Origin of the sequence: Mesorhizobium sp. M0500, assembly GCF_040321165.1 — a bacterium.
In the GTDB taxonomy this organism is placed as follows: domain Bacteria; phylum Pseudomonadota; class Alphaproteobacteria; order Rhizobiales; family Rhizobiaceae; genus Mesorhizobium.
Genome location: NZ_JAMYRB010000003.1, coordinates 271928 through 283366, shown reverse-complemented (window position 1 = coordinate 283366; position 11439 = coordinate 271928). Strand labels below are relative to the sequence as shown.

The 11439-nt window shown below is 62.5% G+C and carries 14 protein-coding genes; 3 read left to right on the top strand and 11 right to left on the bottom strand.

Features of this window, described 5'->3' with window-relative positions:
* Positions 1-241 precede the first annotated feature (241 nt).
* Positions 242-892: an outer membrane protein gene (locus tag NKI70_RS08480; RefSeq protein ID WP_292662341.1), complete on the top strand. Its 651-nt coding sequence runs from the start codon at positions 242-244 to the stop codon at positions 890-892.
* Between the two features lie 78 nt (positions 893-970).
* On the opposite strand, the gene NKI70_RS08475 is transcribed toward NKI70_RS08480, so the two are convergent.
* From NKI70_RS08475 to NKI70_RS08465, 3 genes are all read right to left on the bottom strand, one after another.
* A complete protein-coding gene (locus NKI70_RS08475) occupies positions 971-1567 on the bottom strand; it encodes a glutathione S-transferase family protein (protein ID WP_352569696.1) in 597 nt (198 codons plus the stop codon).
* A 485-nt stretch (positions 1568-2052) separates the two neighbouring features.
* A complete protein-coding gene (locus NKI70_RS08470) occupies positions 2053-2490 on the bottom strand; it encodes a hypothetical protein (protein WP_084641221.1) in 438 nt (145 codons plus the stop codon).
* Between the two features lie 492 nt (positions 2491-2982).
* Positions 2983-3513: a DinB family protein gene (locus NKI70_RS08465; RefSeq protein WP_352569694.1), complete on the bottom strand. Its 531-nt coding sequence runs from the start codon at positions 3511-3513 to the stop codon at positions 2983-2985.
* A 62-nt stretch (positions 3514-3575) separates the two neighbouring features.
* Between NKI70_RS08465 and NKI70_RS08460 the strand changes: the two genes are divergently transcribed.
* Positions 3576-4211: a TetR/AcrR family transcriptional regulator gene (locus tag NKI70_RS08460; RefSeq protein WP_502897773.1), complete on the top strand. Its 636-nt coding sequence runs from the start codon at positions 3576-3578 to the stop codon at positions 4209-4211.
* Positions 4212-4249: 38 nt separating this feature from the next.
* Here NKI70_RS08460 and NKI70_RS08455 read toward each other — a convergent pair whose 3' ends face one another.
* From NKI70_RS08455 to NKI70_RS08435, 5 genes are all read right to left on the bottom strand, one after another.
* A complete protein-coding gene (locus NKI70_RS08455) occupies positions 4250-5002 on the bottom strand; it encodes a sulfite exporter TauE/SafE family protein (protein WP_352622388.1) in 753 nt (250 codons plus the stop codon).
* A gap of 123 nt (positions 5003-5125) precedes the next feature.
* Positions 5126-5578 (bottom strand): hypothetical protein, encoded by a 453-nt coding sequence (locus NKI70_RS08450; RefSeq protein WP_023677684.1) that lies wholly within the window; start codon positions 5576-5578, stop codon positions 5126-5128.
* A gap of 124 nt (positions 5579-5702) precedes the next feature.
* Positions 5703-6551, bottom strand: coding sequence for a 23S rRNA (adenine(2030)-N(6))-methyltransferase RlmJ (locus NKI70_RS08445; protein ID WP_352622390.1), 849 nt, complete (start codon positions 6549-6551; stop codon positions 5703-5705).
* Positions 6548-7159 carry a hypothetical protein gene (locus NKI70_RS08440; RefSeq protein ID WP_352699199.1) on the bottom strand — a complete coding sequence of 204 codons (612 nt, stop codon included), beginning with the start codon at positions 7157-7159 and terminating at the stop codon, positions 6548-6550. Before NKI70_RS08440 ends, NKI70_RS08445 begins: the two co-directional genes overlap by 4 nt.
* A gap of 4 nt (positions 7160-7163) precedes the next feature.
* On the bottom strand, positions 7164-7835 hold the full coding sequence (locus tag NKI70_RS08435) for a TetR/AcrR family transcriptional regulator (protein WP_352724456.1): 672 nt from the start codon (positions 7833-7835) through the stop codon (positions 7164-7166).
* A gap of 84 nt (positions 7836-7919) precedes the next feature.
* Here NKI70_RS08435 and NKI70_RS08430 point away from each other — a divergent pair, with 84 nt between their 5' ends.
* Positions 7920-8387, top strand: a complete 468-nt coding sequence (locus tag NKI70_RS08430) for a carboxymuconolactone decarboxylase family protein (RefSeq protein ID WP_352454415.1) — start codon at positions 7920-7922, stop codon at positions 8385-8387.
* A gap of 27 nt (positions 8388-8414) precedes the next feature.
* Here NKI70_RS08430 and NKI70_RS08425 read toward each other — a convergent pair whose 3' ends face one another.
* From NKI70_RS08425 to NKI70_RS08415, 3 genes are all read right to left on the bottom strand, one after another.
* Complete coding sequence (locus NKI70_RS08425; protein ID WP_352724455.1) at positions 8415-9341, bottom strand: aminoglycoside phosphotransferase family protein; 927 nt, start codon at positions 9339-9341, stop codon at positions 8415-8417.
* 91 nt (positions 9342-9432) lie between these two features.
* The gene (locus tag NKI70_RS08420) at positions 9433-9882 is read right to left on the bottom strand and encodes a DNA polymerase III subunit chi (RefSeq protein ID WP_352625021.1); all 450 of its coding nucleotides are present in this window, start codon (positions 9880-9882) and stop codon (positions 9433-9435) included.
* 38 nt (positions 9883-9920) lie between these two features.
* Positions 9921-11417, bottom strand: coding sequence for a leucyl aminopeptidase (locus tag NKI70_RS08415; RefSeq protein WP_352621266.1), 1497 nt, complete (start codon positions 11415-11417; stop codon positions 9921-9923).
* Between the last annotated feature and the right edge of the window lie 22 nt (positions 11418-11439).

Below are 11439 nucleotides of genomic sequence, written 5' to 3'. Positions count from 1 at the left end.
TTACACCAAGCCGTGTGCAGTGCAGCACGGCGAACCTGCTGACATTCGCTGTTGCGAAGATGCAACGTCAAGGTTCTGCCTCATTCGTGCCAGGTAATGACCCAAGTTCAGGTTCGCTTCAGCCGCATTTCGACACGACATTTGGAACCGTTGAACGCCGGATCCGTTTCACCCCCCGGACGGGTTGAGGGCGCTCATGAAAAAACAAGCCTGTGTCCTGTGGCTTAAGGAGTAAAGAACAATGCAAGCCAATCTTAAATTTGCGCGACCGCTCGCGGTGGCGTTTGGGCTGTTCGCCCTCGGCGGAACCGCCTATGCCGCGGACGTGGTTCAGGAAGAGCCGCCGGCACCTGCCCCGATCGCAGAACTTCCGGTCGCATCCTGGGCTGGTCCCTATGCCGGTGTGAGCGTCGGCTACGGCTTTGCTGGCCACGCCAAAGCCAAAGACATTGGCGTCGACGTCGACACCAAGGGTTTTGTCGGCGGTGTCTTCGGCGGCTATAACTGGCAGCAGGAGAACTTCGTCTACGGTGCCGAAGCCGATATCGGCTACAACGGCGTCAAGGGCGACGATGCCGGCATCGAGGCCAAGGGTGGCTTCGAGGGCTCGCTGCGTGCCCGTCTCGGCTACGCTGTCACCCCGGACATCCTGCTCTACGGCACCGCCGGTGGCGCGCTGAAGAACCAGAAGATTGAAGCTGCCGGCGTAAGCGACACCAACACGCAGTTTGGCTGGACAGCCGGCGTGGGTACCGACATCAAGATCACCGACAATGTGTTCGGCCGTGTCGAGTATCGTTACACGGACTTCGGCAGGAAGGACTTCGACGGTATCGGCAAGGTCAAGTCGACCGACAATCGCGTCACCTTCGGCGTCGGTATGAAGTTCTAAGTCGTCCAAGCCACGACACGAAAAAGCCGGGCCTCGCGCCCGGCTTTTTTTGTTGGCATCGGTTGAGACCGCTTGTCCTCAAGCCGGGATGGCGGGCTTCAGCTCCGGGAATTTCTCGTCGAAGCGTGCCGCCCAGCGCGTCAGCCGGCCGCGGCCCTTTTCCCATTTTCCAGCGAAGCGCAGCGAGAGATAGCCGAGGCAGGCGCGCAGTGCGATCTGGCCGAGGGTGATTTTCTTCGGCAGCTTCGGCGGGTTCGCGTTGAGCAGATCGAGCGCGGCCGAAATCTTCGTCCACTGGCGCTCGAGCCAAGGCTGGTAGACCATCTCTTCCGGCCGTGTGCGCCGCTCATAGACCATCGACAGCGCGCAGTCGCAGATGCCGTCGGCCAATGCCTCCAGCACCTCCGCCTCAAGGCGCTTGTCGGGATTGCGCGGAAACAATGCGTTCTTCGACATCCGGTTGAGATGCTGGGTGATGGCGCGGCTGTCGTGGACCGAGCGGCCGTCATCGAGCACCAGCACCGGGATCTTGCCGAGCGGATTGGCGCCGATCAGTTCGGCCGGCCTTTCCTCGGTCTTTATCGGCACGAGATCGACCGCAATGCGGGCATGAAGTGCTGCCATGCGCACCTTGGAACTATAGGGAGAAGTAGACGCGTAGAGCAGTCTGGGCATTGTCGATTCCTGTTTGTCGGCTACAGCTCCATACGTCCTGTTGGACGCGCAAAAGGACGCGGTAGCATTGTGACTTCGCGCATGACCCTTACCGAAAATCGATTCCGACAGGGGCTCGTGCGTGGCACTGTTGACCGATCATGCAGGGTTCATCAACGGCCAGAGGCGGAAAACCGCGCCGCCAGCGTGCAGCCATAGTCTCGCGTTCGGATGCGATGAGCCGGAGGTGCGGCGGCAGACGCGAGCAGGTCGGACAATCCAGATCCGAGCAACTACCAACTCGGCCTTGCACCGAAGGTTGGTTTTGGCAGCCACGAATATCCCACCGGACTTCGCCGCATGGCGAAGTCCTGGGAGCTGCGAAAAGACGTCTTCCTCCCGCCTCTTTCTGGTCCTGCCCGACTGTCAACCAAGAAGCGAGGCGCCTGTCCGGCATCCCGCCCTGGCTGTCTTGAGTACTGTCCCCTGCGACAGCAGGACCGCGACTACTTCTTGGCCTTCGCCTTTGCGGGCGCTGCCTTCGGCTTGGCCGCGGGCGCTGCTTTCTTCACTGCTGCAGAAGATTTCGCAGCGGCGGCCTTTGCCGGTGCTGCCTTCTTCGCAGCGGGCTTCGCCGCGGCCTTTGCAGCCGGCTTCTTGGCCGGTGCCGCCTTCTTTGCCGGTGCAGCCTTGGCCTTGGCCGGTGCTGCTTTTGCCTTGGCCGGTGCTGCTTTCTTCACGGCTGGTTTTGCCGCGGCCTTGGCGGCCGGCTTTTTGGCCGGCGCTGCTTTTGCCTTAGGCGCAGCGGCCTTCGCTTTGGCCGCGGGTGCTGCTTTCTTCACAGCAGTTGCGGCCTTTGCCGCGGCTGCTTTTGCCGGTGCTTTCTTTGCCGGTGACTTTGCCGGTGCCTTGGATGCCGGCGCTTTGGATGACTGCTTAGCCATATCATGCCCCTTCCGTTGTGCCGACGGCCGTTATTGACCCGGCGCGCATTGCATATCTGACTCGCGGCTTGCTAGCCAGCGAAGCATTAGAATGATTTTTGTAGCTTAAGTTTCGGTTACGGCGAGCGCGCGACCATTTTACCCGCGCAAAAATCGGCTGCGAATCTTTGTGTCCCGCAGCGAAGTTCTGCGACAGAAATTCTGGTCGCTCTATCTCGACCGGTCTTCTCGTCAAGCTCATGACCTGTTCGACCAGCTTTGCGCTTCAACGTCCGACGCTCGGCGCGAACATTGTCAAGAGCGAAGGCGGTCGCCCGCCTCGTCTTGTCCGAAACGATAAACTACAGGTAAGTAGGAAGCAACGCGACGAGCACGCCGCTGCACTATCTTGCACGACGCGATGAAAGTAAGCAGACAGCTCGCATTTCTGAAGGACAGGATATCCGTCGATAGATCCGGTCGAGCCGACCGTGATCGAAAGCGCTTGGCCGTTCAGGCGCCGAGCGGCTCACGGCCTATCTGCAGCCGGCGCGAAGGCTCGGCCCTGTGGAGATGGACGGCGAAGGTATCCCATGGCGGCATGACCGAAATCTGCGCCAGGATGCGCCCCGCTTCACCGCGATGATAGCCGCCGTGCAGTACGACGTGGGTCAGCATTTCCTGTCGCGACATCAATGCCTTATCCCCGTCGGTGAACACGAATGCGACGGGCTCGGACAGCTGCCGCGACGAAACGGTTTCGAGATAATCGAGATACCAGCGATCGGTCGCTGCGACCGCGGCGCGAAGTTCGTCGAACGCCGGCGTGTCCTCGGTGGTGTCGGCGGAGTAGCCATGGCTTGCGTCAACCAGGTGCGCCGAGAATATCCGCGACACCACATGGCTGTGATCGACGAGCCGTATCACGGCCTGCCGTTCCTTGCCGTGAACATGCGGGTCGAGACTCGCGAGCTTTTCCAGCAGTTCGTCATTGGCCCAGGCCTGATAGGCAAACAGGCTGCGAAGCAGAGCGAGCGCATTCATGGTCGGTGTCCTTTTCCGGAAATGCGAGTATGTTGTTTATATTTTCAGGAGAATGGGCGAACGTGTCTACTCGCATTGCAAAACCGCATCCGCGCATGCGCAAACAGCCGCGCCAGGCGCGTTCCAGAGCAACCGTCGAGGCGATCATCGAGGCGGCGGCTCATGTTCTGAGCGGGCTGGGGTGGGCCGGCTTCACCACCAACAAGGTTGCCGAGACAGCAGGTGTAAGCATCGGCACGCTCTACCAGTATTTTCCCGACAAGCTTTCCCTGCTCGCTGCCGTCCGGCGCCGTCACTTCGATCATGTGCTGTCGGTCATTCGCGATTCGGCGGAAGACCAAAAGCCGCTCAGGAAATTCGCGCAGGAGCTGGTGCGCGGCATGATCGCGGCGCACAGCATTCACCCGACACTACACCAGGTGCTGCTCGACGAGACGCCGGGCGATCGCGGCTCCAGGGCCGCCCATGCTTCGTTCCAGGCGCAATACCTCAATCACTATGCGACTGCTGTCGCCACTTATCGCAAGCCAAGGAAAGGCGCCGACATGCAGACCGTGGCGCGCGTGCTGTCGTCAGCGATCGAAGGTGTGATCCACAATGCGGCACGCCGGAACATGCTCGCCGCGCCGGAGCTGCAAAAGCAACTCGTCGACCTGATCTGCGCCTACCTATCGGGAGCAGGCCGCATCGGTCGATAGCGCATGGCACGGCGGAAGTCGGGATTTCTGTGTGTCGTTCAAACCCGGCTTATGAGGTGCGGCAAGGACGATGCCAACAATGCCGCACCTGATGCGGCCAAGAGTGTGAGGACGATCTTTCGAAAAGTCGCCTCGCTAACGCCGATGTAGAGTCTCGCGCCAAGGAGTGTCGGTATCAACATCGCCGGCGCGACGACGGCAAACATCGGCAGCATTTCGAGCTTGATCTTTCCGGCCGCAAGATAGGCGGCCATCGTCATGGAGAGGGTCACAAGGTTGAAATTCTGGATGACAATACGCTGCCTGTCCTTTTCCCATTGGCGCAGCACGCACCACAGCGTTGGAACCGGGCCGGTGAAGCCGCCAAGTCCACCCATGATGCCGCCGACCAGACCTATTGCACCGTCTGCAACAGGACCCCCGACCGTGATGGGAGGGAGGCGACGCGCAAAGAGCATCAAGGGACACCAAACGACCAGCAGCGCGCCGAAGACCAGCTTGAACAACTGCACATCCAGCAAGGGCAGGATGGCGACACCGACCGGAATCCCTATGGTCCCGCCGATCAGGAAGGGCAGCAGAAGCCTGAGATCGAAACCCCGGCGGACGGTGACGGCAGCGATGATCTGACCGGTGAGCGCCCCAAAGACCGCCATGGCAGCAGCAAGCTGGGGCTCCACGGTCCAAACCCAAATCGACATGGCAACCAGGCTGAAAGCGAACCCGGAAAGCCCCTGGACGAAGCCTGCAACGACCGCGCCGAGAGCAACAGTATAAACAAGCGAATCCATGTGGTGCTGTTTCCCCGCAAACTCGTGACAGCAGATCGCGCTTCCCGCGAATGCTGCGCCGCATGGAAACGGTGACGGTCGATCAGGTGGCCGGTGCTAAAAAGTCGGAATCAGCGAGTGCGATCAGCGCAGGACGCGGCAGCGGCCGTTGTAGACCATCCAGCGGTCGAAGCCCGAGACGCAGAATTCGACATTGTCGCCGATCGAGGCAAAACCCTGGCCTTCCTCGATCAGGTACCAGATGGTGCGGGCGCCGCCGTCGGAGAGGCTGACGGTGGCGCCGCAATAACGGCGGCCGATCGGCCAGGTGTCGTCGGCCGGCAGATAGCGATGCTGGTGGATGCGCTGGAAGTCGACGATCTGCACATCGGGCAGATGCGGCACGTGATGCACCTGATAGGAGAAGCGGTCGGTGATCTTGTTCAGCACCCAGGCCTCGCCGCAGACGCCGCTATCCTCGTCGGTATAGATTGCAAGGTCGGCCGCCTGGACTGCCTGGGTGACGCCAAGAGGCGCGGCCAGCGGCGTGCAAAAGGCGAGCAGTGCGGCAAGGGCGGATTGGGCGAAGCGAGTCATGGCAGCCTCTCAAGGTCGACTGCGTGCACTGTGCGGATTCGCTGACGCGCGGTCAAGCGGTTGTAGCGACCGTGGTTGTGGTGACGATGGTTGCGCTGACGGAACGGCAGGGCCGCGCCTCAAACTACTCTCCCGCCAGCCAGTCCAGCGTCCAATGCGACGGCTGCTCAAGTGCAAGCAGCCGGTGCAGCGCCGGCAGCAGCGTCCGTAACTCGCCTTCCAGCGTGAAGGGCGGATTGACCACCACCATGCCGCAGCCGTCGAGGCTCGGCTCGACGGCGTCCGGCCTGATCTCAAAACCGATGTCGAGCAGCTTCGAAATGCCCGTCTGCTTCAGCGCCTTGCGGAAGGCGGCGACCGCCCTGCGGTCCTTGAGCGGATACCACAGCGCGTAAATCCCTCCTGGCCAGCGCCGATGGGCTCTTTGCAGCCCGTCGACCAAGCGACCGAACTCGCCCTCTTCCTCGAAAGGCGGATCGATGAGCACGAGGCCGCGCTTTTCCTTTGGCGGCAGATGCGCGCCGAGCGCCAGCCAGCCGTCGAGCTCGATCACCCGGGTCTGGAAGTCACCGTCGAACAGCGCCTTCAGCCTGACGACATCCTTAGGGTGCAGTTCGACTGCCGACAGCCGGTCCTGCTTGCGCATCAGGTGCCGGGCGATCAGCGGCGAACCCGGGTATTTTTTCACGCCGCCATCCGGATTGAGCGAATTTACGGCTTCAAGATACGGTGACAGCAGTGCCGCCGCCGGCGCATCGAGGGCCGCATCGACGAGCCGGCCGATGCCGCCTTGCCATTCGCCGGTCTTTTGCGCTTCGGTCGAGGACAGATCGTAGCGGCCGATCCCGGCATGGGTGTCGATGACCCGAAACGCCTTGTCCTTCTGCTTCAGATATTCGATCAGCCGACTGAGCACGACATGCTTGACGACATCGGCGAAGTTCCCGGCATGGTAGGCGTGGCGATAGTTCAATTGGAGCCCCTGCCCCAGCGCGGCGGTGGCGGCTGCGAGTTTGGATTTTCCGGCCGGCGGCCGCCGAAACGGAATGCCAGCACCAGCCCGACCAGGCCGGCCGCCATCAGGGAAAAACCGACCGGGCGCGCCCGGCGGTCGACCTCGCCGGCACCCGAGCGCAGGACGAGATCGACGGCCCGCATCGGAATGCCTTCGGCGTCGCCCGGACCGACGGTGAAGATGTAGGAACCAGGGGTAACGGTCGGGATCAGGCCGGCCTCGTCGCGAAAGATCCTGTCCGGCAGTTGCGGGCTGACCTGGCGCGGATTGTCGGAGTGATTGAACTGCAGCGTCGAGGCGAGCACCGTCCTGCCGCCGGTGGCGGCAGTGAGGGTCAACACAGTGCGCTGCTGCGAGACGATGCGCTCGGCTCTCGCCGTAAGGTCGACCAGCACGCGTAGCGGCCCGTCGCGTGCGCTCAGGGGCACGGTCACCGGCTTGAACCGGCCCTGGTCGTAAACCCGCCAGGTGCCGATCTCACGGCCGGAGAAATTGGTCATCGCCCAGGGATAGACGACGCCGATGCCGGTACCGATGAGCAGTATCAGGGCGAACAGGGAGCACATAACGTCAAGACCCGGTGTTCGGCGCGCTGGCGCAGTCGCGGGCGTTCTCCATTTCGTCCAGGAGCATGTCAAGGCCGAGATCAAACGTCCGGTCGAATTCGGCGGTGCCGAAATAACGCCCGGCCGCAGCTATTTTTGGAAAATCCTGCGCCAGTTGCTCGTCGCTGACGATGGTCACGGCCGAAGGCCCCTTTGCATAGCCGGCAGTCTCGTCGAGGATGGCACCCATCAGATAATAGCCGGTGGTGCGGAACAGCCGCGCGCCCAGTTCCGGTCCGAAGCCGCCGGCCTCGAACACGCCAAGGATGCCGTTCAGCCAAGTGAGACAGGTCGGCGAATTCATCCGGTAGGTTACAAGGAACGTGGCAAAGGCCGGGTGCTCACGCGCGACGCGGCGGAAATCCTGCACGGCAATGCGTAACCTTTGTCGCCAAGGGAGGTCCGCGTCGGGCATTTCGAGGGAGCCGATCAGCCGATCCACCAAGGCTTCGAAGAGATGCGCCACCGAAGGAAAGTGGTGATAGATGCTCATCGCCTCGCAGCCGAGTTCTGCCGCCAGCTTGCGCATCGAAAACCCGGCGAGGCCCTCGCTCTCGATAACCTTCAAAGCCGCATCCTCGATCATCTCGCAAGACAGCCGGCCGCGCAGTCGCTTTTTTTTGATCGATGTGTCCATGGTGCCGCTTGACAACTTACGCTGTAAGGTTCATTTTGACATTACCTTACACCGTAAGGCAAACAAACGCCAGAGGAGAATGTCATGTCTGCCTATCGTACTCTTTCATCAACGCATTCTTCCATCCGCCGCGCCTGCCTGCTCGCCGCCACCTGTGTGCTGACCCTGGCTGCAGCTCCTTCTTATGCCGATGAGTATGACGCGACCGTCAAGGACATCCAGTCGACCATGGGCGGGGTGCCCGGTTTCGTAAAGCAGTTCCCGAAAGCCGGTCTGCCCGGTGCATGGGCCGAGGTCAAGGCCATCCAGCTCAGCGACAAGACGGCGCTGCCGCCGAAGGTCAAGTCGCTGATCTCGCTGGCGGTGGCGGCGCAAATCCCGTGCAACTACTGTATCTGGTCGGACACGCAGGACGCCAAGCGCGCCGGCGCCACCGACGAGGAGATCCAGGAGGCGGTCGCCGTTTCAGCGCTGACCCGCCATTGGAGCACCATCTTCAACGGCATGCAGGTCGATTTCGATACGTTCAGGAAGGAGATGGGCGGGCAGTAATGCTTTCGTTATTAGAGCGGGACGCGTTCAGACTGAATTAGCCTTCCCGCTCCGACTGTTTGTGTGATCCGCCAGCACCTCATTGATGACCCGCCACGATTTTTCCGCCTCGCGCTGGTTGCCGTCATGTCCCGAAGCGACGATCAGCGCCTTCCACAACGCCCAGCCCCGTGCGCGCGCCCAGCTGTGCTCGTCAAGGGCAATGGCGTCGCGGAACGCCTGACGGCTCTCGCCGTAAAATTCCGTCCACGCGATCACCAGATCACAGGCAGGATCGCCGATAGCCGAACTACCGAAATCGACGACCGCGTAGAGCTTGCCATCTTCGACGAGCAGATTGCCCGAGGCGACGTCGCCATGGACCCAGACCGGCGGCCCTTGCGATAGCGCGGCAAGGGCCGTCGCCCACACGGCCTCGGCGGCGGCCTTGTCGATGCGGCCGCCGAGCGCCGAGAGCGCGGCTCGGGTCTCGGCGTCGTAGACCGAAAGCCGGCCACCGCGGTGGAAATTATGCTGCCCTGCCGGTGGCCCATCGGCAGCGTCGATCCGGTAGAGCGCAACCAGAAAGCCGGCCAGCGAACGGGCGAACTCGGTAAGATCGGCAATCAGTCCACCAGCCGCCGGTCTGCCGCCAAGCCAGCGATAGACGGACCAAGGCCATGGATAGCCTTCCCCGGGCGCGCCTTTGGCCAGCGGCACGGGTATCGGCAGAGGCAGGTGAGGCGCCAGGCGGGGCAGCCAGCGATGCTCCTTCTCGACCTGGGCGACATAGGCGGCAGCGCTCGGCAGCCGCACCGACATGCTGTCGCCCAGCCGGAACGTGCGGTTGTCCCAGCCGCCAGGCTCGACCGTCTCTACCGGCAGGTCCGCCCATTTGGGGAACTGCGCGGCAATCAGCCGGCGAACAAGTGCGGCATCTATCGGCATGCCTGGCGTTCGTTCATCGGGCGGCATCGAGCTTGCTCCGGTCTTCTGAATAGCCGGCGGTCCATCTTTTTGTCATCGCACTCTTGCGGCGCCAGTGATTCCCTTGCCGGCAAATTCTCTAAGCCTTGCGTTCCCAGCGCCGGTCAGGCGTTTGCTGCCAGTAGGTCACGGTGTGGCCGGCCTCCTTCATTGTCTTCCAATGCGTGCGTGCCGCCTCTAGCTGGGCTGCATCGTGGCCGTCGAACAGGAACACGGCGCGCTGGTAGCCGCCAAGCTCCGGCGGCGCCGCCCCATCGACCAGGAAGCGTATCTGCGCCTGGTTCGGATTGTCGGGGCCGACGGTCAGAAGCACCGGCTGCTCGGCGGGATGGGCTTCGCGATCCGTTGCGTGGGCCAGGAATGAATCGTCCCGGAAAGTCCACAGATGCTGGTCCAGCGCGTCGCGCCGTTCCTCGGTGCCGGTCTGCACCACGGCGCGCCAACCGCGATCGACACTGCGCTCCAGGAGGCCGGGCAGCGCATCCTCCAGCGTCGATTCGGTCAGGTGATAAAACAGAATCTCGGCCATGCGTTCAGTCTACATTGTCGGAGTCCCGCCCCAGCCGCTCATTGCTCGTAATGATCGCGCACCAGCCGGTCGAGCAGCCTGACGCCGAAGCCGGAAGCCCATGACTGGTTGATCTCGTTGGAAGGCGCGCCCATCGCGGTGCCGGCGATGTCGAGATGCGCCCAGGGCGTGTCCTTGACGAAGCGCTGCAGGAACTGCGCGGCGATGATGGCGCCGCCATGGCGGCCGCCGATGTTCTTCATGTCAGCATTCTTGGAATCGATCAGCTTGTCGTATTCGGCACCGAGCGGCATGCGCCACACCCGCTCCTGCGTCGCCTGTCCGGCCGCCGTCAGCCGGTCCGCCAACTCGTCATTGTTGGAGAACAGGCCGGCATAATGCTGGCCGAGCGCGACCATGATGGCGCCGGTCAGCGTCGCCAGATTGATCATGAATTTCGGCTGGAAGCGGTCGTTGCAGTACCAGAGCGCATCGGCCAGCACCAGGCGGCCCTCGGCGTCGGTATTGAGCACTTCGATAGTCTGGCCCGACATCGAGGTGACAATGTCGCCCGGTCGCTGAGCGTGGCCGTCGACGGCGTTTTCAACCAGCCCGACAATGCCGACGACATTGACCTTCGCCTTGCGCGCGGCCAGCGCGTGCATCAGCCCGGTGACGGCAGCAGCGCCGCCCATGTCGCCCTTCATGTCCTCCATGCCCGACGCCGGCTTGATCGAATTGCCGCCGGTGTCGAAGGTGACGCCCTTGCCGACGAAGGCGACCGGGCTTTCCTTGGCCTTGCCGCCGTCCCACCGCATGACCGCGATGCGGGCGCCACGCGGCGAACCCTGCGCTACGCCCAGCAGCGAACCCATGCCGAGCTTCTTCATCTCCTTCTCGGCCAGGATCTCGACCGTGACGCCGAGCGCCTCCAGTTCGGCGATGCGGGCGGCGAATTCCACCGGTCCCAAAACATTGGCCGGTTCATTGACCAAATCGCGCGCCAGCAAGACGCCGTCGATCACCGCCGCTTCATCGGCGAAGGCCTTCTTTGCAGCTGCCGGATCGGCGGTGTGAATAGTCACCTTGACCGGCTTTTTTGGCTCGCGCTTGTCGTCACCATTGTTCTTTTTGGTCTTGTACTTGTCGAAGGAATAGCTGCGCAGCAGGATGCCCGCTGCAAGCTGAACGGCTTGCCTGCCGCTGACGGCCGCACCGGGAAGATCGAGCACGACGGCCACTTCGGTTGCCTTGCGAAAGGACGCGGCAATCGTGCCGCCGAGCTTCAGCCAGGCGTAATCATCGAGATTGGAACCCTTGCCGGCACCGACCGCCACCAGCCGCTCGAGCGATGTCCCTTCCGGTGCCAGCACTTCGACCAGGCTGGCGAATTTGCCGGTGAAGTCGGCGACCGGAAAAGCCCGCTCGAGGGTCTTTGCCGGATCGCAAGCCCTGGCGGCATCGCTGAGGCCGCCCTCGTCGGCCACCAGAACGAAAACGCTGCCTTTTTTGGGCGCGGCGAATTTGGCAAAGGCGATCGAAGGTCTCGAATTCATCATGTCCTGCTTTCGGGGAAGT